General features: G+C 72.2%; 19 protein-coding genes. 10 read left to right on the top strand and 9 right to left on the bottom strand.

The features are described 5' to 3' along the window. Positions 1–19 precede the first annotated feature (19 nt). On the bottom strand, positions 20–1,081 hold the full coding sequence (locus tag ACWDXC_RS26900; RefSeq protein ID WP_449986362.1) for a hypothetical protein: 1,062 nt from the start codon (positions 1,079–1,081) through the stop codon (positions 20–22). Positions 1,082–1,305: 224 nt separating this feature from the next. Here ACWDXC_RS26900 and ACWDXC_RS26895 point away from each other — a divergent pair, with 224 nt between their 5' ends. From ACWDXC_RS26895 to ACWDXC_RS26880, 4 genes are read left to right on the top strand one after another with little or no spacing between them, the layout of a single operon-like run. Further along, a complete protein-coding gene (locus ACWDXC_RS26895) occupies positions 1,306–1,974 on the top strand; it encodes a TetR family transcriptional regulator (protein WP_449986360.1) in 669 nt (222 codons plus the stop codon). A 57-nt stretch (positions 1,975–2,031) separates the two neighbouring features. Then, on the top strand, positions 2,032–2,991 hold the full coding sequence (locus ACWDXC_RS26890; protein WP_449986358.1) for an LLM class F420-dependent oxidoreductase: 960 nt from the start codon (positions 2,032–2,034) through the stop codon (positions 2,989–2,991). Positions 2,992–2,996: 5 nt separating this feature from the next. Continuing rightward, on the top strand, positions 2,997–4,412 hold the full coding sequence (locus tag ACWDXC_RS26885; protein WP_449986357.1) for an amidase: 1,416 nt from the start codon (positions 2,997–2,999) through the stop codon (positions 4,410–4,412). Positions 4,413–4,470: 58 nt separating this feature from the next. Further along, positions 4,471–4,830, top strand: a complete 360-nt coding sequence (locus ACWDXC_RS26880; protein WP_246645511.1) for a YkvA family protein — start codon at positions 4,471–4,473, stop codon at positions 4,828–4,830. Here ACWDXC_RS26880 and ACWDXC_RS26875 read toward each other — a convergent pair. From ACWDXC_RS26875 to ACWDXC_RS26860, 4 genes are all read right to left on the bottom strand, one after another. Then, positions 4,827–6,023, bottom strand: a complete 1,197-nt coding sequence (locus ACWDXC_RS26875) for an amidohydrolase family protein (RefSeq protein WP_219508199.1) — start codon at positions 6,021–6,023, stop codon at positions 4,827–4,829. The genes ACWDXC_RS26880 and ACWDXC_RS26875 overlap by 4 nt on opposite strands. A 134-nt stretch (positions 6,024–6,157) precedes the next feature. Then, positions 6,158–6,901 carry a tyrosine-protein phosphatase gene (locus ACWDXC_RS26870; RefSeq protein WP_449986354.1) on the bottom strand — a complete coding sequence of 248 codons (744 nt, stop codon included), beginning with the start codon at positions 6,899–6,901 and terminating at the stop codon, positions 6,158–6,160. Positions 6,902–6,911: 10 nt separating this feature from the next. After that, positions 6,912–7,709: an SURF1 family cytochrome oxidase biogenesis protein gene (locus tag ACWDXC_RS26865; RefSeq protein WP_449986352.1), complete on the bottom strand. Its 798-nt coding sequence runs from the start codon at positions 7,707–7,709 to the stop codon at positions 6,912–6,914. Positions 7,710–7,738: 29 nt separating this feature from the next. Further along, on the bottom strand, positions 7,739–8,185 hold the full coding sequence (locus tag ACWDXC_RS26860; protein WP_449986350.1) for a winged helix-turn-helix transcriptional regulator: 447 nt from the start codon (positions 8,183–8,185) through the stop codon (positions 7,739–7,741). Between the two features lie 60 nt (positions 8,186–8,245). On the opposite strand from ACWDXC_RS26860, the gene ACWDXC_RS26855 reads away from it, so the two are divergent. Both ACWDXC_RS26855 and ACWDXC_RS26850 read left to right on the top strand, forming a co-directional pair. Next, positions 8,246–8,767 (top strand): N-acetyltransferase family protein, encoded by a 522-nt coding sequence (locus ACWDXC_RS26855; protein ID WP_449986349.1) that lies wholly within the window; start codon positions 8,246–8,248, stop codon positions 8,765–8,767. Further along, positions 8,764–9,354, top strand: coding sequence for a TetR/AcrR family transcriptional regulator (locus ACWDXC_RS26850; protein ID WP_219508204.1), 591 nt, complete (start codon positions 8,764–8,766; stop codon positions 9,352–9,354). The genes ACWDXC_RS26855 and ACWDXC_RS26850 overlap by 4 nt, the downstream gene beginning before the upstream one ends. Here ACWDXC_RS26850 and ACWDXC_RS26845 read toward each other — a convergent pair. Next, positions 9,308–9,652 carry a hypothetical protein gene (locus ACWDXC_RS26845; RefSeq protein WP_308125894.1) on the bottom strand — a complete coding sequence of 115 codons (345 nt, stop codon included), beginning with the start codon at positions 9,650–9,652 and terminating at the stop codon, positions 9,308–9,310. The genes ACWDXC_RS26850 and ACWDXC_RS26845 overlap by 47 nt on opposite strands. A gap of 152 nt (positions 9,653–9,804) precedes the next feature. On the opposite strand from ACWDXC_RS26845, the gene ACWDXC_RS26840 reads away from it, so the two are divergent. Continuing rightward, the gene (locus ACWDXC_RS26840) at positions 9,805–11,202 is read left to right on the top strand and encodes a DUF7059 domain-containing protein (protein ID WP_449986346.1); all 1,398 of its coding nucleotides are present in this window, start codon (positions 9,805–9,807) and stop codon (positions 11,200–11,202) included. A gap of 351 nt (positions 11,203–11,553) precedes the next feature. Here ACWDXC_RS26840 and ACWDXC_RS26835 read toward each other — a convergent pair whose 3' ends face one another. The 3 genes from ACWDXC_RS26835 to ACWDXC_RS26825 all read right to left on the bottom strand — a co-directional run bounded on the left by ACWDXC_RS26835 (position 11,554) and on the right by ACWDXC_RS26825 (position 16,758). After that, on the bottom strand, positions 11,554–14,523 hold the full coding sequence (locus ACWDXC_RS26835; protein ID WP_449986345.1) for an AfsR/SARP family transcriptional regulator: 2,970 nt from the start codon (positions 14,521–14,523) through the stop codon (positions 11,554–11,556). A 172-nt stretch (positions 14,524–14,695) separates the two neighbouring features. Next, positions 14,696–15,352 (bottom strand): GNAT family N-acetyltransferase, encoded by a 657-nt coding sequence (locus tag ACWDXC_RS26830; protein WP_449986343.1) that lies wholly within the window; start codon positions 15,350–15,352, stop codon positions 14,696–14,698. 131 nt (positions 15,353–15,483) lie between these two features. Next, positions 15,484–16,758, bottom strand: a complete 1,275-nt coding sequence (locus tag ACWDXC_RS26825; protein WP_449986341.1) for a pyridoxal phosphate-dependent aminotransferase — start codon at positions 16,756–16,758, stop codon at positions 15,484–15,486. Between the two features lie 79 nt (positions 16,759–16,837). Between ACWDXC_RS26825 and ACWDXC_RS26820 the strand changes: the two genes are divergently transcribed. The 3 genes from ACWDXC_RS26820 to ACWDXC_RS26810 are packed head-to-tail and all read left to right on the top strand — an operon-like array spanning position 16,838 to position 19,530. Beyond that, entirely contained in the window at positions 16,838–17,773 is a 936-nt protein-coding gene (locus tag ACWDXC_RS26820) for a LysR family transcriptional regulator (RefSeq protein ID WP_219508209.1), read from the top strand. 11 nt (positions 17,774–17,784) lie between these two features. Continuing rightward, positions 17,785–18,456 carry a ribonuclease HII gene (locus ACWDXC_RS26815; protein WP_449986339.1) on the top strand — a complete coding sequence of 224 codons (672 nt, stop codon included), beginning with the start codon at positions 17,785–17,787 and terminating at the stop codon, positions 18,454–18,456. A gap of 33 nt (positions 18,457–18,489) precedes the next feature. After that, entirely contained in the window at positions 18,490–19,530 is a 1,041-nt protein-coding gene (locus ACWDXC_RS26810; RefSeq protein ID WP_449986338.1) for an LLM class flavin-dependent oxidoreductase, read from the top strand. Positions 19,531–19,534: the final 4 nt, after the last annotated feature.

The following is a 19,534-nucleotide window of genomic DNA, read 5'->3' as shown; positions in this document are numbered from 1 at the left end:
GTGGACGGAGCCGGCCCTGTCACCGGAACAGGATGTCCCAGTGGTCGCCTTCGTCGGCGAAGATGTCGCCCGACGGGGAGCGGTAGAGGGTGGCGCCGTCACTACGCACACCGGTCCGGTGATGATTTTTCGTGATGTACCGGTCGATGCACTGGTTGTGTGAGATGTCGAGCTTGTAGCCGTTCCCGTGGCTGAACCGGCCTGAGGCGTGGCCCGCCTCGGTGCCGCCTGTCACCGTGATCGGGCACCGGCTGCGCCGCTTCAGCTCCACGGCCTTGGCGACGGTCCGGGTGCGCACCGAGTCGAGCGACGTGCAGTGCCGCAGGTGCTTGCTGGTGCAGTTGCCCGTCGACTTCCAGCGCAGGCCGGCGTCCTTGAGCCAGTCCGAGGCGTGCGCGTGCGACAGGTGCACGGTGGCGTGCCTGGGCCGGGCCCGGTGCAGGTCGACCGCGGGACGGCGGTGCCGTCTGGCCTCCGCCTTGCCGCCCTTGCTCTCGCGTGCCCGTGATTCGGGCCGCTCGGCCTGGCCGGCGTCGAAGCGCCTCAGGTAGAGCTCGCGGAACTCGCGCTCGTCGCCCGGCTCCCGGAAGTCGCCGGGGTGGCCGCTGGGCTCCTGGAAGTCGCCGGGCCGGCTGCCGGGCCGCCGGAGCTCGCGGGGTTCCCGCAGCTCTCCGTGCTCTCCCGGCTCTGCGGGGTCCCGCAGCTCTCCGTGCGCTCGCGATTCCCCGTGCGCTCGCGATTCCCCGTGCGCTCGCGATTCCCCGTGCTCCCGCAGCTCTTCGTGCTCACGCAGGTGGGAGAGCTCGCCCGGGTCGGTGGGTTCGCGCATATGGGTGAGCGCGCCCGGATCGGCGTGTTCGCGGGTCTCCGGGTGGTGTGCGCGGAGCCCGGCCAGCCCGTGGACGGGGCCGAGTTGGGCGTGGTAAGCCCGTTCCAGGCTCGTCGCGGTCTTCTCGAGCATGGCGTACCAGCGAGGGGCGTTGTACATGTCACCGGCTTCGTACACCCGGATGACCGGGTCCGGAGCCTGGCGTGGCTCGTCCGCCGGCGTCCTGGGGGCGGCCGAGGCCGCAGACGCCATCGCGATGATGGTGATCTCGATACCAAAGAGCGCGACCACGAGGAGCCGCACTGTCCTACGTATCCACATGTCGATGCCTTTTCGCGGAATAGCCCTTCCGCTGGAATCATCAATCCCACCCTTCACACCGGATAACCCCTGTCCCACCGGGATCTTTGCCTTGTGGCGGCGATCACCGTGCGGCTTCATGACCTAACCCGGAAATAAGCCGTAAAGTGACGAACGTGTCCGAAGCCCGAAACCGAGGATCGGAGAGCACTCGAGAGGTCATCGTCGAGACGGCCTTGCGACTGTTCCGGGAGCGCGGCTTCGAAGCGACGACGATGCGCGCCATCGCCGCCGAGGCCGGAGTGTCCGTGGGCAACGCCTACTACTACTTCGCCAGCAAGGAGGCGTTGATCCAGGCGTACTACGACCGCGCCCAGGCCGAGCACGAGCAGGCCTGCCGTGAGCTGCTGGCCACCGAGTTCACGCTGGCCGGGCGGCTGAGCGGGGTGCTGCGCGAGTGGGTGCGCGTCTCGGAGCCGTACCACGAGTTCGCGGTGAAGTTCTACAAGCACGCGGCCGAGCCGACGAACCCGCTGAGCCCGTTCAGCGAGCAGTCCTCGCCGGCCAGGGAGGCCTCCATCGGGATCTACCGGCAGGTGGTCGAGGGGGCGCGGGACCGGATGAACGCCGAGCTGCGCGAGGAGCTGCCCGAGCTGCTGTGGCTGCTGTCGATGGGCATGGTGCTGTTCTGGGTGCACGACACCTCGCCGGGGTGTGCGCGCACGTTTCGGCTGATCGAGGTGACGGTGCCGCTGGTGGACCGGCTGGTCGGGCTGTCGCACCTGCCGGGGCTGCGCGGGATCACCAAGGACTTCATCGCCGCGGTGCACGAGCTCAGGGCGTAGTCGAGGCTACAGACCGGTTGGTATGGTCAGGGCACACCCGGATCCCGGAGGCGCGCGATGACCCAGAACTGGGGCATGACCATCCCCTTCTACGACCGTTCGCTGGCCCGTTCGCGAGAGCTGATCGAGGAGCTGCCCGCGCTCGGCTACACCGACCTGTGGTCGGCCGAGGTCAACGGCACGGACGGGTTCACGCCGCTGGCCCTGGCCTCGCAGTGGGCGCCCGGGGTGCGGCTGGGCAGCGCCATCGTGCCCGTCTCCACCCGCGGCCCGGCGCTGCTGGCCATGTCGGCGGCCACGCTGGCGGACCTGGCGCCGGAGCGGTTCGTGCTCGGCATCGGCTCGTCGTCCCCGGCGATCGTGGAGCGCTGGAACGCCGTCGAGTTCGCCAAGCCCTACGCGCGCACCCGCGACACGCTGCGCTTCCTGAAGCAGGCGCTGACCGGCGAGAAGGTGTCGGAGGCGTACGAGACGTTCCAGGTCAAGGGGTTCAAGCTGGAGCGGGCGCCCAAAGCGCCGCCGAAGATCGTGCTGGCCGCGCTGCGGCCGCGGATGCTGAAGCTGGCGGCCGAGGAGGCCGACGGCGCGATCACCAACTGGCTCTCGCCCGACGACGTGCGCAAGGTGCGCGCCGAGATCGGGCCGGAGACCGAGCTGATCGCCCGGCTGTTCGTCTGCGTGAGCGAGGACACCGACCGCGTACGCGAGCAGGCCCGGTGGATGCTGGCCTCCTACCTCACGGTGCCCGCGTACGCGGCCTTTCACGACTGGCTGGGACGCGGCGAGGTGCTGCGGCCGCTGCACGAGGCGTGGGCGGCGGGCGACCGCAAGTCCGCGCTCCAGGCCATCCCCGACGAGGTCGTCGACGCGCTGATCGTGCACGGCGACGCGGCGACCTGCCGGGCGCGGATCGAGGAGTACGTCGCGAACGGCCTCAACACGCCCGTGCTCGCCCCGATCCCGGGCGGCGAGGTCTCCATCACCCAGGCCGTCCGCGACCTGGCTCCGAAGGGCTGAGGCGCATGGACGACATCCTGCGGCTGGACGCGGTCGGCCAGGCCCGGGCGGTGCGCGAGCGGCTGGTGTCGCCGCGCGAGCTCGCCGAGGCCGCCATCGCCCGCATCGAGGCCCGCGACGGCGAGCTCAACGCGGTCGTGCACCCCCGCTTCGAGCGGGCCCTGGCCGAGGCCGACGACCTGCCGGAGCACGCGCCCTTCCGCGGCGTGCCGATCCTGCTCAAGGATCTGGGCTGGCAGCAGGCCGGCGAGCCGTACAGCGCGGGCTCGCGGGTCTGCGACGGACTGAGGATCGACCGGGACGGGCACGGCGTGATCCGGTTACGCGAGGCCGGCTTCCTGATCCTGGGCCGGACGAACACGCCCGAGTTCGGCAGCACGATCAGCACCGAGCCCGTCGCGTTCGGCCCCACCCGCAACCCGCACGACCCCGCGTACTCGGCGGGCGGGTCGAGCGGCGGCTCGGCGGCGGCCGTGGCGGCCGGGATGGTCGCGCTCGCGACGGCCAGCGACGGCGGCGGGTCGATCCGCATCCCCGCCTCGTTCTGCGGCCTGGTGGGTCTCAAGCCCACGCGCGGGCGCGTCAGCCTCGGGCCCGCGCAGGGCGAGGGCTGGAACGGCTTCTCCTGCCCGGGGTTCGTGACCAGGACCGTGCGCGACACCGCCGCCGCGCTCGACCTGGTCTCCGGGTACGTGCCCGGCGACCCGTACGCCGCCCCGCCGCTGCCGCGCCCGCTCGCCGAGGAGGCCGGAGCCGACCCGGGACGGCTGCGGATCGGGTACGTCACCGCGCACCCGAGAGGCGACGTGCCGGAGGTCCCCGAGCTGGTCGAGGCCGTGACGGGGGCGGCGGCGCTGCTGTCGGCGCTCGGGCACGACGTGGCGCCCGGCTGCCCCGAGGCGCTGGGCGAGCCCGACTTCCCCCTGCACTTCGGCGCCATCGTGGCCGACAACCTGGCCGCGCTCGTCGAGAGCCTGGGCCCGGCCAGGGGCAGGGCCGTCGAGCTGGACGAGCTGGAGCCGCGCAACGCCGCCATGGTGGCCACGGCCCGGGGACGCAGCGCGGCGGCCCACCTGCTGGCCGCGCAGTGGATCGACGGCTTCCGCAGGCGGATGGCCGCCTGGTGGGCCGCCGGGCACGACCTGCTGCTCATGCCGTCGGTGGGCGTGGCGCCGTTCCCGCTCGGCTGGATCCCGCCGGAGGACCTGAGCACCGCGTTCGGCAGGACCGCGCACGTCGTGGCCTTCACCTCGCCCGTCAACGCCACCGGCCAGCCGGCCGTCTCGCTGCCGCTGCACCGCACCCGCGACGGGCTGCCCGTGGGCGTCCAGCTCGTGGCCGCGGCCGGGCGGGAGGACCTGCTCATCAGGGTCGCGGCGCAGATCGAGGCCGCCAGGCCGTTCGAGCATCCCGCGCTGTGAGGAACTCCTTGCCCCCGGTAACACGTTATGTCGTGAGAGACGGGGTAAGGGGAAGCACATGATGGCGAAAGCAGCGAAGGCCGCGGCGGCCTATCGGGCGTACCGGGACGTCACCAAGCCCGGCACGCCCGGCCTCATGCCGCGGCTGCGGGCGATCCCCCGCATGCTCGGCGCCGCGCTCCGGGGCCGGTACGACGGGCTGGGCAAGGGCAGGCTCACCATGATGGCGCTCGGCGTCGTCTACCTGGTCTCGCCGATCGACGTCGTGCCCGACTTCCTCATGCTGATCGGCGTGGCCGACGACTTCGGCGTGTTCCTGTGGCTGATGGCGTCACTGCTCGGCGAGAGCGGACGCTACGTCGACTGGGAGCGCCGGATCATCACCGGCCGGGTGGAGCCGGCCCCGCAGGAAGGCTAGATCTCCTCCATCCTCAGCCACGCGCGTGACGGCAGCGGGTGCCCGAACAGCCGGGCCGCGTTGCCGTACGCGACCCTGGCGATGTCGGCGGGCGGCAGCGCGCCCAGGTTGCGCGCGACCGACTTCTGCGTGTCGGGCCAGGTGGAGTCGGAGTGCGGATAGCCGCTCTCCTGCAGCACGTGGTCGAGGCCGACCGCGAGCCGCACCCCCGACAGCGCGTGGTCGTCGAGCGTGCCGAAGAAGAAGTTGCGGCGCAGCACCTCGCTGGGCTTGAGCCCGCCGTCCCACTGCGCTTCGCCGGCCACCGGGTGGTCGAGCGCGTAGTCGGCCCGCTCGGCGAGCACCGGCAGCCAGCCCACCCCGCCCTCGGCGATGAGGATGCGCAGGTTGGGGAAGCGCAGCGGCAGCCCCGACCACAGCCAGTCGGCACAGGCGAACATGGCGCTGGTCGGCAGCAGCGTGGTGATCGCCTCGATGGGGGTGTCGGGCGACGGCACCGGCGACCAGCTCGACTCGCCTATGTGGAGGCAGACGACCGTGCCGGTCTCCTCGCAGGCGGCGAAGAACGGGTCCCAGTGGCCGGTGTGGATCGACGGCAGCCGCAGCCGGGTCGGGAACTCGGGGAACACCACCGCCTTGAAGCCCCGGGCGGCGTTGGCGCGGATCTCCTTGGCGGCCACGTCGGGGTCGGGCAGCCAGGGGAGCTGCAGGCCGATGATCCGCTCCGGGTAGGTGCCCGCCCAGACGTCGATGTGCCAGTCGTTGTAGGCCTTGACCAGCGCGAGGCCGAGCTCCTGGTCGCGCGTCCTGGCGAACGGCATGCCCGACTGGCCGGCCAGCATGCCGGGGAAGCACAGCGCGGCCCAGACGCCGGCCACGTCCATGTCCTGGACGCGGGCCTCGATGTCGTGGCAGCCGGGGCGCATGGTCTCGAACCTGACCGGGTCCAGGGTCCACTGCTCGCGGGGCAGCCCGGCGCCCACGTCGAGGCCGGCGCACGGGTAGGTGGCGCCGCCGTAGCGCCAGACCTGGTGACCGGCCTCGGTCTCCACGACCTTGGGCGCGACGTCGGCGTATTTCTCCGGCAGCCTGTCCTCGAAAAGGTCAGGGGGCTCGATCAGATGATCGTCGGCGGAGATGATCACGTAGTCGCGCCGCCTCGGCTCTGGATCGGGAAGCAGCGGCGTAGTCACGCAGGTAACCGTACGACGGCGGGATAACGTCGAACAAGCTGCGACGTATCCGTTGGGTATCCGGGCATATCCGAGGGCCGTTCGGCCCCGGGATCGCCGGGAGGGGGACGGCTGGCGATCCCGGGGCCCCGCCGCTACCCGCGCGGGCCGGGTTCAGTCAGGAGATGGGCGCGCAGTTCGGCGACGGCGTCGGGGGAGAGGCCGACCACGCCGGTCACGTACGACTCCACCGAGCCGTGCCTGTCCGCCAGGTCGGCGAGGAACAGCCGCATGGCCTCGGCGGGGGCCAGGCCGAAGCCGGGCCACAGCTCCTCGTCCGGGTGGCGGGCCCGCCAGTCGGCGATGAACCGCTCGGTGGCCAGGCCGGTCAGCTCGTAGTCGGCCACGATGTCGTCGTCGGCCACGCCCGCCACGGCCAGGATCATCGCCGTGAGCAGGCCGGTGCGGTCCTTGCCGGCGGCGCAGTGGATCACGGCGGGGGCGCTGTCGGCGCGGCAGATCGCCTCCAGGGCGGTGCGCAGGTTGTCCACGCCGTCCTCGGTGACCTCCAGGTAGCGATCGGCCAGGAAGCGGGGCACGCCCTCCGCTTCGTCGAAGGTGGCGAACTGCCAGCGCCGGCCCTCGATCGGCAGGTTGTGGTAGGCCAGGCCGTGCTCGTCGGGGACGCGGCCGTGCCTGTCGACCTCGAAGGGGTGGCGCAGGTCGATGACGGTGCGCACGCCCAGTGCGCGGAACGTCTCCAGGTCGGGTCCGGCCAGCCAGCCGAGGGAGTCCGCCCGGTAGAGCCGCTGCCAGCGGACGGTCCGGCCGTCCTTGGTGGCATATCCACCTATGTCACGGAAGTTGTGGATATTTGCGAACTTGATGTGGCGGCTCACGCTCACCACCTTAGTTCGCGGACATTTCCGCCTGCTGGTCATCGGCGGCGCGGGCTTCCTGCGCCTTCCGGTCGGTCAGCTCCCGGCGGATCAGCAGCACCCAGCCGCCGATCGCGATGCCGATGAACAGCCACCACTGCACGCCGTAGGCCAGGTTGAGGCCGCCTCCGGCGCCCACGTCGGGGGCGGGCACCGGCTCGGGCGCCGCAGCGGGCGCGGGCTTCTGCTCGATCAGCTCCACGAAACCGCCCACGAGCCGGTACGGCAGCGTACTGCCGATCTTGGCCGGGTCGATGAGCAGGACCTGGCCGGGCGGCAGCCCGGAGCGCTCGCGGATCCCGCTGTTGGCCTCGGTCTCCCCGGTACGTAGCCGGCCGGTGACACTTACCTCACCCGGCGGCGGCGGGGGCACGTCCGGCGGGGTGTCGGCGGTCGCCCCGGCCTTCACCCAGCCCCGGTTGACGAGCACCGCCTGGCCCTGGCCGATCACCAGCGGGGTCAGGACGTAGTAGCCGTTGCGCCCGTCCTGCGGCCTGCGGCGCACCACCAGGCCGTGCCCGGCGTCGTACGTGCCGCTGACCACGACCTTCCTGAACCGGTCGGACTCCTTGACCGGCTCACCCGGCCGGGCCAGGGTGCCGAGCGGCACCGGGGCTGCCTCGATGTTGGCGGTGACCAGGTCGCTGTTGGCCGAGCGCTCCTCGAAGCGCCCGAACTGCCACCGGCCCAGGAACACGAAGGCGGGGATCACGAGCAGCACGACGACGTGGAGCGCGATCCAACGGGGCGTGAGCAGGAACCGGTACACGCTACAAGGGTAGGCACCGATGCCGGTGGTCAGGCGCCCGGCACCGCCGTGACCTCGCGCGGGCCGCCCACCTCGTGGCCGTCGGCGCAGCGCAGGTGCTGCTCGACGGGGGCGCCGCAGTCGCGGTGGGTCAGCAGGACGGGCGGGCCCTCCTCGCCCGCCAGATACTTGTCGCCCCAGTGCATGAGCGCGACCAGCAGCGGATAGAGGTCGCGCCCCTTGTCGGTGAGCCGGTACTCGTCGCGCTGGCGCTGGCCGGGCTCGCGGTAGGGCTCCTTGCGCAGCAGGCCCTCGTCCACCAGCCGGGTCAGCCGGGCGCTGAGCACCTGGCGGGGGGCGCCGGTGAACGCCTGCATGTCGGCGAAGCGGCGTACGCCCCGGAACGCCTCGCGCAGCACCAGGAAGGTCCACTTCTCCCCGACGATCTCCAGGGTCCGCTCGATGGAGCAGTTGGCCACCCGGAAAGGCACGTTCATGGTGCACATCATACCTGAGTTCAGTTGACAGACTCAGATGGTTGGGGGCAGGCTGGGTCTGTGATCCGAACTCAGGAGCCGCTGATCCGCCCGGCGCGGGCCGACGACGACGAGCGCGTCCGGCGCTTCCTGGCCGGGCTGTCGCTGCAGACGCAGACGCTGCGCTTCTTCACCGGCGTCACCCGGCCCTCCGCGAGCCTCGTGCGCACGATGGTCGAGGTGGACGAGCGCCGTGACGCCCTGGTCGCGCTGCACGGCGACGAGATCGTCGGCCACGCCATGAGCTACCGGGGCGGCATGGCCGACGTGGAGATCGCTGTGGTCGTCACCGACCAGTGGCAGGGCTTCGGGCTCGGTCCCAGACTCCTCGGCACGCTGCTGATCAGAGCCGCCGTGCGGGGCGCCACCACCGTGGGCATGGACGTGCTGGGGGAGAACAGGCGGGCGCTGCGGATGATCCGCCGGATCTGGCCGGAGGCCGGCATGAGGGTCGCGTCCGGCGCGGTCGAAGTGACCGCTATGATCCAACAGGCGGGAGTATTTGCGGAACAACGTTCTGGTGGCTCACCATTGACAGCGTGAAGAGTGTCAAGAACGGACGCGACGGACGGACCCGGATCATCGAGGGCGCGCTCCGCCGTTTCAGCCAGGACGGCGTCTCCGCCACGACCCTGGCCAGCCTCCGCGAGGAGAGCGGCGTGAGCGTCGGAAGCTTCTACCACCACTTCGCCAGCAAAGAGCACGTCTTCGGCGTGCTCTACGGCGAGATCCTGGCCTCCTACCAGAGCGAGTTCCTCGCCGAGCTGGTCGGGCACGACGACGCCCGTGCCGGGATCGAGGCGATCGTCGCGTTCCACATGCGCTGGGCCGGAGAGCACCCCGAGCGGGCCCGCATCCTGGTCAGCGAGCGCCCGCCGCGCAAGCACGAGCCGGGCGGCGCCGAGGTCGCCGAAGCCAGACGCGGCTTCTTCCGTCAGGTCTCCGACTGGTGGCGGCCGCACATGAAGAACGGCCTGCTCCAGCCCGTCCACCCGACCATGTGCTACGTGCTGTGGCTCGGGCCCGCGCAGGAGATGTGCCGGCTGTGGTTCGCGGGCGCCCACACCCCCACCGACGAGGAGATCAGGGGGCTCGGCGAGGCCGCCTGGCAGAGCCTGCGCCAGCCCTGACCGGCGGCCCCAGCCGGGCGGGCACCCGCCAGCTCGACCGGTCGAGCGAGATGTCCAGCCGCAGCTCACCGCGCTGCCTGCGCAGGCCGGGCACCCGTACGCGATCGTGCACCGCGAACCGGCCCCGGTGCCGGTAGCCGAAGCCGAGCTCGCCGGGCAGCACCCGCATGTCGTCGTGGTTGCCGCAGCGCGGGCACGTCCACGACACCAGGTCCAGCCACCGGTTGTAGCCCGAGCAGGCCGCGAAGTATTCGTCCGGCGCGAACCGGGACTGGCAGGTCAGGCAGGGGATCAGCACGAATCCGCTCCTCGTCGAACGGCACAGCGGCTCCCCAGAAGTATCGCGCCCCACTTGTTCCCAGCTTGCGGAAAACTTGGATGTCTCGGTAACAGTATGATCACTGACGGTATCGGAGGTTCCGTTGTGATCTGCGGTGAAAGGATGGTCTCGTGGAACGACTGCGTGAGCACCTCCTGGAGACCGGCTACACGATCGACGGCGTCCGCGACCGGCTGGGCGACATGGCGGCCACGGCGCTGGCCCGCGAGGAGCTCGTGCCGGCCCTGCGCGCCACCGCCGCCGGCGACCCGCTGGGCACGCTGATCCGCCTGTGGTGGCTGGGCGCCCCGGTGGAGACGAGCGCGCTGCACCCGTCCGTGCTGGAGTCCGGCCTGGTCGCCGTCTCCGGCTCGCAGGCCCGCGCGACCGTCCACCTCCAGCCCTGGGAGACCGGCGGCTACGTCGTCTCCGACCGCAAGGTGCGGCCCGGCGACCCGGCGCTGCGCCCCGACCACGTGGTCGGCGCGGGCGGCGCCTCCGCCAACCTCGCCCAGCTCGTCACCCGCCGCCCCGTCGGCCGCGCCCTCGACCTCGGCACCGGCTGCGGCGTCCAGGTGCTCTCGCTGGCCGGGCGGGCCGGCCACGTCACCGCCACCGACGTCAACCCGCGCGCCGTCGAGCTCGCCCGGCTGAGCTGGCAGCTCTCCGGCCTGACCGGCGTCGAGGCCCGCACCGGCTCCCTGTACGAGCCCGTGGCGGGCGAGCGGTTCGACCTGATCGTCTCCAACCCGCCGTTCGTCATCTCGCCAGGCGGCCGGCTGACCTACCGCGAGACCGGCGGCGACGGCGACGGCTTCTGCCGCGATCTCGTACGGGACACGCCCCGCCACCTCAACCCCGGCGGCCAGGCCCACTACCTGGCCAGCTGGCTGCACGTCGAAGGCGAGGACTGGCGCGACCGCGTCGGCGGCTGGCTCGGCGAGACCGGGTGCGACGCCTGGGTGGTGCAGCGCGACGCGCAGGACCCCGCCGAGTACGTGGAGCTGTGGCTCAAGGACGCCGCCGAGCAGGGCACCCCCGGCTACACCGAGCACTACGACCGGTGGCTCGCCTGGTTCGAGGAGCACAAGGTCGAGGGGATCGGGTTCGGCTGGATCAGCATGCGCAGCTCCGGCACCCTCGACCCGGTCGTCCGCCTGGAGGAGCTCACCCACCAGGTCACGCTGCCCGTCGGCGGCTACGTCGACGACGTGCTCGACGCGATCGGCGCCGCCCACCGGGTCCGCGACCTCGGGTCCGCGCTGCTGCGCACCGCCGACGGGCTGCTCGACGAGCGGGTGGGGCTGCCGGGGGCCGAGGACCCGATGCGCATCGTGCTCCGCCAGACGACCGGGCTGCGCCGCAGCAGGGAGGTCGGCACCGTCGAGGCGGCGCTCGCCGGGGTCTGCGACGGGGAGCTGGCGCTGGGGCCGCTGCTCAACGTCATCGCCGAGCTGGTCGGCGACGGCGAGATCCCGGACGCCGACGCCATCCGCCCCCTCATCGCGGAGGGATATTTCCTGCTCTAGGCGTTCCGGCTGACGCGGCGCGCCGCCTTTGCCCCCTAGGCTTTCCTTTGCGCGCCCACCCCCAGGTTTTCGCCTTTGATTCGCCGTTGATCGGTTGTTGACGCCGCCGGTGGAAGCTTCTGACTACGACACGGACCTGGGGGGTTCGAGGACCGTGTCGGGTCCGGCCGGTCGTCGATGTGAGGCGGCTAGCCGCTACGCGGAGCATCCGGATAACCGGGCCCCCTAGCGACGCGTGGCGGTCAGATGGCCGGCCGGGCCGCGTATCTCATCGGCCACGGGGGTCGTGACTCCAAAGGGACAGCCTTGTTTAACCATGTGTGGATGACACGTCTGGACGACGAGCTGTACTCAGGACTCGACGACCTGAGCGCTGTCGAGGAGGACCTTGATGTCCCCGGCCTCGGGCGCGCCCAGCCTGGTGAAGATGGCGAAGGCCTGGCGTAGGCAGTCGACGCTCCTGGAGACGCTGCCGAGCCCGCGCAGCGCCTTGCCCAGCACCGCCAGCGACAGCGCCTCCCCGAACGGGTGGCCGATCTCGCGTGACACGACCAGCGCCTGTTCGGCGTGGCGTACGGCGTCGGGGTAGCGCTCGGCGGCGATGAACGTCTCGGCCAGCCGGGAGCAGACCCGCTGCTCCCACACCCGCTGCTTGCTGGCGCGGAAGAAGGCCAGGCACTCGGCGTGGTGGTGCACGGCCTCGGTGAGCCTGCCGACGCGCGACAGCACGATGCCGAGGTGGTAGCGGGCCCTGGCGGTGCCGGCACCGCTGCCGATCTCGGTGAAGATGGCCAGGCCCTTCTCGGCCGCGGCGATCGCGTCGTCGGGGCGGCCCAGGCCCAGGTGGTCGCGGGCGGAGTAGCTGAGCACCAGCCCCTCGCCGGCGGGCACGCCGTTCTCCCGGTAGAAGCGCATGGCGGCGTCGAACCAGGCGAGCGCCTCGGTGTGGCGGCGCTGCCGGCCGACGACGACGGCGAGCGCGTTCAGCACCTCGCCGGTGACGACCTTCTCCTTGCGCTCGACCGACAGCGTGTGGACGATCTCGAACTGCTCCTCGGCCTCCGGCAGCCGGTTGCCGGCGAACAGCACGCGGCCGAGCACGTAGCGGGCGCGCAGCTCGCCGGCCTGGTCGCCGAGCCGCAGCGCGGTGGCGAGCACGGCGCGGGTGCCGAGGTCGAACTCGCGGGTGTGGGTGCCCGACTCCAGCAGCGGCTCCATCGCCACGAGCAGGTCGCCGGCGGGCAGGAGCTGCTCGCCGGTGCGCGAGGACGCGGCGGCCTGGTTGATCGCGGCGAACAGCGAGTCGCCCTCGGCGATCAGCCAGGCGACGGCCTCGTCGGCGGTGCCGAACGTGCGCCCGCTGCCGACCACCACCAGGTTGTCGGAGATCATGCTGCCCTCGTAGGCCAGCCGGTGGGCCGACTGGGCGGAGGCCAGGTAGAAGCCGAGCAGCCGCCGCAGCGCCATCGTGCGGGCCTGGGGGCGTTCGCTCTTCTCCAGCGCCCGCCTGGCGAACAGCTTGAGCAGGTCGTGGAAGCGGTAGCGGCCGGGCGCCGGGGCCTCCAGCAGGCTGGCGTCGACCAGCGACTCCAGCACGTCCTCTGCCTCGATCACGGTCGTCGAGAGCACGGCGGCCGCGGCGCCCGCCGAGATGTCGGGCCCGTTGGGCAGCGACAGCAGCCGGAAGGCGCGGGCCTGGGCGGCTTCGAGCTGGCCGTAGCCGAGCGCGAAGGTGGCCTCGACGGCCAGGTCGCCGACGCGCAGCTCGTCGAGCCTGCGCTGCTCGTCTGCCAGCCTGGGCACCAGGGAGGCGACGGTCCAGGAGGGCCGGGCGGCGAGCCTGGCGGCCACGATCCGCACGGCGAGCGGCAGGAAGCCGCAGGCGGCGACCACGTCCATGGCGGCGGCGTGCTCGGCGGCGACCCGTTCCGGCCCGGCGACCGAGGCGAACAGCGACAGCGCCTCGTCCGGCTCCATCACGTCGAGGTCGATGAGCTTGGCCGACGGCAGGTCGGCCAGCTTGACCCGGCTGGTGACGATGGCCGCGCAGCCGGGCGAGCCGGGCAGCAGCGGGCTGACCTGCCGGGCGTCGCGGGCGTTGTCGAGCAGGACGAGGATGCGCCGGTCGGCGAGGATGGACCGGTACAGCGCCGAGCGCTCGGCCAGTCCTTCGGGGATGACGTCGGTCGGGATGCCGAGCGCGCGCAGGAACGCGCCGAGCGCCGATTCGGGCGCGGTCGCCTCGTCGGTGTAGCCGCGCAGGTCGGCGTAGAGCTGGCCGTCGGGGAACAGGTCGCCGGTCGCGTGCGCCACGTGCACCGCCAGCGTGGTCTTGCCGACGCCGCCGATGCCGCAGATCGCGGCGACGGGCACGCCCTCGGCGGGCGACTGGGCCGACAGCAGCGTGCGCAGCCGCCGGGCGAGCTCCTTGCGGCCGGTGAAGTCGTTCACGGCGGCCGGGAGCTGCGCCGGGCGGGGCAGCTCGGGCGTGTGCTCCTCCTCGGCGGGCGGCTCGTCGGGAGCCACCTCGGCGGCGGCGAGCGTGGGGTCGGCGGCCAGGATGCGCTGGTGCAGCGAGGTCAGCTCGTGGCCGGGCTCGATGCCGAGCTCCTCGACGAGCGCGTCACGCGTCTCGGTGAACACGGCCAGCGCGTCGCCCTGCCGCCCGCACCGGTAGTAGGCCAGCATGAGCTGGGCGCGCAGGCGCTCGCGCAGCGGGTGGTCGGCGGTCAGCGCGATCAGCTCCGACACGACCGCGGCGTGGTTGCCCAGCTCCAGGTCCATGTCCATGAGCGTCTCGATGGCGCTGATGCGGCGCTCGATCAGCCGGTCGCGCTGGTGCTCGGCGTACGGGCCGACGGCCCCGGCGAGCGGTTCGCCCTCGAACAGGGCGAGCGCGGCCCGCAGCCCGGTGGCGGCGGCGGACAGCCGGCCGGACCTGCGCGCGCTCTCGGCCTCGGCCATGCCGCGCTCGAACCGGGTCAGGTCGAGCGCGTCGCCGGGCAGCCGCAGCGCGTAGCCCCTGCCGACGGAGGTGAGCAGCTCGGGACGTGAGCGGGCGGGCCTGTCGGGCTCCAGCACCGTGCGCAGCCGCGACACGTACGTGCGCAGCGCGCCGAGCGCCCTGGGCGGCGCGTCCTCGCCCCACACGGCGTCGATCATCTCGGCCGGGGTGACCGCGCGGCCTTCCCGCAGGAGCAGCATGCCGAGAATGGACCGCTGCAGCGGCGTGCCGAGGTCGAGCTCCTGACCATCGCGCCACGCGCGGACGGGACCCAGTACGGCGAACCGCAGCCCGCCTTCGATGTCCTGACCAGCCATGCCGCCTGTCCCCACATCAATGGAACGATTTGTTACCAAATGATAGATCCAATGACGCGCAGCACCTAGGAATGCGGGCATTCGTTAACCGAAGCGTTGGCCGCCTTTTGACGACACGGCCTTTGACGACACAGGCCCCGCCCATTCCGGGCGGGGCCTTCAACGGATTTTCCTATGCTGCTTCGACTGCCGCCTCGACCAGACCGAGCCTGTGGAGCAGCCGTTCTCGCACGGCCGGCCATTCGGAGATCAGGATCGAGTAGAACGCCGTATCTCGGACCGTGTCGTCGGCGCCTCGGCTTTCCGCTCGCCGCACCCCGTCGAAGTGTGCGCCGAGGGCCTCGATGGCGGCCCGGGATCGGACGTTCCTCACGTCGGCCTTGAGCGTGATGCGGTGGACCTGCCAGGTCTCGAAGGCGTGCGAGAGCATCAGGAACTTGCTCTCCCGGTTGGCACCCGTGCCCTGGGCGGAGGCGCCCAGCCAGGTGTAACCGATGTCGGCCACGGACGGGACCTCGCCCACCGCACCACGCGTGCCCGGAGGCCAGGGCATGGGACCCTGCCAGTACTCCAGGTTCATGAGACGGGTGGCACCGACCACGCGGTCGGTGTGCAGCCACCGGATGGCGAAGGGCACCGTGCGGCCCTCCGCCTGCTCAGCCAGCGCGGCCTCCACGTAGGAGGCCATCTCGTCCCGGTTGCCCGGGACCCGAGTGAAGCCGTAAGTGGACCGGTCTTCACTCGCCGCGGCGATCAGGTCATCGACCACCGCGAGGCTGAGAGGTTCCAGGCGCACGAGGCGCCCGGACAAGGTGACAAGAGCGGACATGTGCACATGATGGGGGTTGCTCGGAGTCCGCGGAACCACGCTATCGGGGCCGTCGTCCCCGCACCTCGGAAAGCACGGTGTTTCCGCAGGTCAGAGGGGTAATTCGGAAGGATCTCCGGGGAAGATTTCGCCTAACCGTGACATCCGGTCGGCACCAGCGCCGGACGCCGTTCACGCGACGCCAGCGAGAGCTCCTTCAGGCCCATCGAAAGATGGTCGAGCGAGGCCGCGATCCACGGCAACTGGAGCGGATCGGGGCTGGTCAGCGCGGTCAGCCGGTCCTCGGTCGTGTCCCCGTACAGCAGGCTGACCGCGACCCGCACGCGCGCGGCGGCCGGGTCGTCGCCGAAGGCGTGACCGGGCAGCACCCCGAGGCCGTGCTGGTCGAGCAGGAGCCGGGTGACGTCGGCCGAGCCGCCGAGCCGCAGATGGCTCAGGTCCGGGTAGAGGTAGAAGCCGCCCTGCGGGGCCGGCACGGAGGCGCCGATCTCCACGAACCTGTCGCGTACGGCGCGGGCCAGCGTGCCGTGCAGCAGGCGGCTCTGCCTGACGCGCTCGGTGAGCTCGCCGGGGTCGGTGAAGGCGTACGCCGCGGCCTCCTGGACCGGGGCGGCCGGGGCCGACCAGATCTCGCTGGCCACCGCGAGCAGCCGGGCGCGCAGGTCGTGCGCGTCGTCGGGCAGCCGCGCGACGCCGATCCGCCAGCCGCCCAGGGCCAGGCTCTTGCTCAGCCCGGTGGTGACGATCGTGCGCTCGGGCGCCAGATCGGCCGGGGAGGTGAACGGCGTGGAGGGGTCGTGCAGCAGGTCGCGGTAGATCTCGTCCGAGATGACGTACAGGTCCAGTTCGCGGGCGAGCGCGACCAGGCGGTGGATCGCCGAGCGCGGCGCGAGCCGGCCGGTGGGGTTGTCCGGCAGCGTCACGAGCAGGGAGCGTACGGTCCGGCCCTGGGCGCGGGCGTCCAGCACGGCCGCCTTCACCAGGTCGGGGTCCGGCACGCCGCCCTGGCCCGAGGGCGCCGGGACCAGGATCGGGCGTGACCCGACGAGGTCGGCCTGCGCGGCGTAGCTGACCCAGCTGGGCATGGGCAGGACGACGTCGCCGCCGATCGCCAGGAGCAGGCCGTACAGCAGGGATTTGCTGCCTGGCCCGCAGACGACCAGCTCGGGGTCGGTGATGAGCCCCCGTCGTGTCCAGTAACCCGCCGCCGCCGTCCTGAGCTCGGACGCCCCCGCGACCGGCCCGTAGCCGTTGCGTTCCGATGCGGCGGCCAGCTTGTCGCGCAGCGCCGGGTGGACGGGCAGTCCTGCCTCACCGAAGGCGAGGTTCAGCACGCGTTCCCCGGCGCGTCGTCTTCGTTCGATGTCCTCGTTCGCCGCCAGGGTGGCGGAGAGAGTCACGGTCATGTTTGTCACGTTCCCAGGGTGGTTGTAGGAAGGCATCAGGACAAGCGAGGCTTTTTGTGGGTAGGCGTAAGGAAGTCCGATGCTCGATTTGCGGCGTTTGACGTTGATCTGCGAGTTCGCTCGGCGCGGCAGCATCGCCGCGACCGCGGAATCGCTGGGCTACAGCCCCTCCGCGGTCTCGCAGCAGCTCGCCGCGCTCGAACGCGAGACCGGCACCGCGCTCATCGACCGGACCGCGCGCAGTGCCGAGCTGACCGACGCCGGCCGCAGGCTGGTGGCGCACGCGGAACGCATCCTTTCCATGGTCGAGGAGGCTGAGTCGGACCTTTCGGCTCACGCGGGCAGCCCCGCCGGACGTGTCGTGGTTACCGCCTTCCCCACAGCGGCCGTCGCATTCGCCCCGGCCCTCGCCAGGTCCCTCCGCCGCCACACCGAACTCACGCTCAGGCTGGGGCAGAGCAGGTCGGGAAAGGGCATGCGGGAGGTGCAGTCCGGCGAGGTCGACATCGCGCTCGTCGACGACTGGTACGGCATGGCGCGCGACAGCGAGAACCTGCGCGTCTTCCCGCTCCTGCACGACCCCCTGGTGCTCGTCGTGCCGCGCAAGCACCGGCTGGCCGACCCCGACGTGCCGCTCGACCTCAGGGAGCTGCGCGACGAGCCGTGGATGGCCACCCCCGACGGCGAGCCGTCCCGCCTGGCGGTGGACCGGCTGTTCGTGGACGTGGGCGGCACCAAGCCGACGCCGTGGGAGTTCGAAGGGCTCGGCACCATCCTGTCGCTGGTCGCCAAGGGCATCGGCATCGCCGCCGTGCCCGCGCTCGCGCTGGCCGCCGGCGTGCGCGGGCTGTCGGTCCGCCACTTCCCCGGCAACCCCGTCGGCCGCGACGTCCACGCGGTGGCGCGCGTCTCCAGCGTCAACCGGCCCTCGGTCTCGGTGACCCTGCGGGCCATCCACGTGGCCGCCCGCTACATCGCCGCCGATCTGGATCCGGTACGGTTCGCCGACCGGTAGCGTTCTGCGCCATGGCGCCGACGTACGACATCGAGACCCTCCTGCTCGCCCAGCCGAGCGTGCGCACGGTCGCGGGCGTGGACGAGGTGGGCCGCGGGGCCTGGGCCGGGCCGGTCACCGTGTGCGCCGTGGTCACCGACCTGTCCGCGCCGCCCACCGGGCTCACCGACTCCAAGCAGCTCTCCGCCGCCAAACGCGACAAGGTCGCCGCCGAGCTGGAGACCTGGGCCGCCGGCATCGGCTTCGGGGAGGCGGGCCACGACGAGATCGACCGGCTCGGCATGACCGAGGCGCTGCGCCGGGCCGCCCGGCGTGCCCTGGAGGCGCTGCCCGCCAGGCCCGACGCCGTCATCCTCGACGGCAAGCACGACTACATCGGCGCGCCCTGGCCGGTGCGCCTGGAGATCAAGGGCGACGCGGCCAGCATCTCGGTGGCCGCCGCCTCGGTGCTGGCCAAGGTCAGGCGCGACGCGTACATGGCGGAGATCGGATGTGAGGCGTACGGGTTCGCGGAGAACGCCGGATATCCGTCGCCGCAGCACCAGCAGGCGCTCGCCGAGCTGGGGCCGACGGCGCACCACCGGCTCTCCTGGTCCTACCTGGACGACCTGCCGGCCTGGCGGCACCTCAAGCGGCACCGCGACCCGGCCGCCGTCGAGGGGCAGGTCAGCCTCTTCGGCTGACACCGGGCCGGGGCGTCGGCCATCATCGGTGGGATGCGCATCGGCATCTTCCTGGTCGCCGCCCAGTTCCCCGGCGGGGAGCCGGGCCGGATCCTGGCCGACACCGTCGAGCTGATCGTCGCCGCCGAGCGGGCCGGGTTCGACGACGCGTGGATCGCCGAGCACCACTTCATGACCTACGGCGTGTGCCCGTCGCCGATCACGCTGGCCGCCGTCGCCGCCGGGCGCACCACCAGGATCGGGCTCGGCACCGCCGTCAGCGTGCTGTCCACGCAGCATCCGATCGCCCTGGCCGAGCAGGCCGCCATGCTGCACCACCTGTCGGGCGGGCGCTTCACGCTCGGCGTCGGGCGCGGCGGGCCGTGGGTGGACCTGGAGGTGTTCGGCACCGGGCTGGACCGGTTCGAGCGGGGCTTCCCGGAATCGCTCGACCTGCTGACGGCCGCCCTGTCAGGCGAGACGGTGTCGGCCTCCGGTGAGTTCTTCGCCTTTCGCGACGTGCGGATGGTGCCGTCGGCGCGGCTGCGGCCGGTGGTCGCGTGCACGTCGGGGTCCACGATCGCGCTGGCGGCCGCGCGCGGGCTCCCGATGCTGCTCGGCGTGCACGTGGGCGACGAGGAGAAGGCGGCGGCGGTGCGGGCTCATGGCGCGTCCGGCGTTCCGGGCTCTTCCGGCGTTCCCGGCTTTTCCGGCGTTCCCGGCTCTTCCGGGGGGCACGTCGCCGCGGCGGTCGCGCACGTCGCCGACACGACGCCGCAGGCCGTACGGGAGCTGAAGGAGTCGATGCCCGCCTGGCTGAAGCCCGGCCTGGCGAGCTACACGCCGGTGGACGGGCGGCCACGACCCGAGCGGGACGTGGACGCGTACGTGGACTTCCTGGCCCGGATCCACCCCGTGGGCTCGCCCGAGCACTGCGCCCGCACGCTGCTGCGCACCGCCGAGACGACCGGGATCGACCACTTCATCCTGATGGTGGAGGCGGCCGGGAACGCCCTGGAGGACGTGCGGCGGCTCGGCGCCGAGGTGCTGCCGTTGCTGAGAGGCCGCCCGCCCGGAGCGGCGGGCGGCCCCTGAACGG

This window comes from Nonomuraea sp. NPDC003214, from assembly GCF_053590035.1.
This window is presented reverse-complemented; position numbering and strand designations above follow the sequence as displayed.

Excerpts from the sequence above, each read along its gene's own strand:
- ACWDXC_RS26900 (WP_449986362.1), bottom strand. The coding sequence starts at position 1,081 with ATGGCGTCTGCGGCCTCGGCCGCCCCCAGGACGCCGGCGGACGAGCCA.
- ACWDXC_RS26890 (WP_449986358.1), top strand. The coding sequence starts at position 2,032 with ATGACCCAGAACTGGGGCATGACCATCCCCTTCTACGACCGTTCGCTG.
- ACWDXC_RS26885 (WP_449986357.1), top strand. The coding sequence starts at position 2,997 with ATGGACGACATCCTGCGGCTGGACGCGGTCGGCCAGGCCCGGGCGGTG.
- ACWDXC_RS26880 (WP_246645511.1), top strand. The coding sequence starts at position 4,471 with ATGATGGCGAAAGCAGCGAAGGCCGCGGCGGCCTATCGGGCGTACCGG.
- ACWDXC_RS26860 (WP_449986350.1), bottom strand. The coding sequence starts at position 8,185 with ATGAACGTGCCTTTCCGGGTGGCCAACTGCTCCATCGAGCGGACCCTG.
- ACWDXC_RS26835 (WP_449986345.1), bottom strand. The coding sequence starts at position 14,523 with ATGGCTGGTCAGGACATCGAAGGCGGGCTGCGGTTCGCCGTACTGGGT.
- ACWDXC_RS26830 (WP_449986343.1), bottom strand. The coding sequence starts at position 15,352 with ATGTCCGCTCTTGTCACCTTGTCCGGGCGCCTCGTGCGCCTGGAACCT.
- ACWDXC_RS26825 (WP_449986341.1), bottom strand. The coding sequence starts at position 16,758 with ATGACCGTGACTCTCTCCGCCACCCTGGCGGCGAACGAGGACATCGAA.
- ACWDXC_RS26820 (WP_219508209.1), top strand. The coding sequence starts at position 16,838 with ATGCTCGATTTGCGGCGTTTGACGTTGATCTGCGAGTTCGCTCGGCGC.
- ACWDXC_RS26815 (WP_449986339.1), top strand. The coding sequence starts at position 17,785 with ATGGCGCCGACGTACGACATCGAGACCCTCCTGCTCGCCCAGCCGAGC.
- ACWDXC_RS26810 (WP_449986338.1), top strand. The coding sequence starts at position 18,490 with ATGCGCATCGGCATCTTCCTGGTCGCCGCCCAGTTCCCCGGCGGGGAG.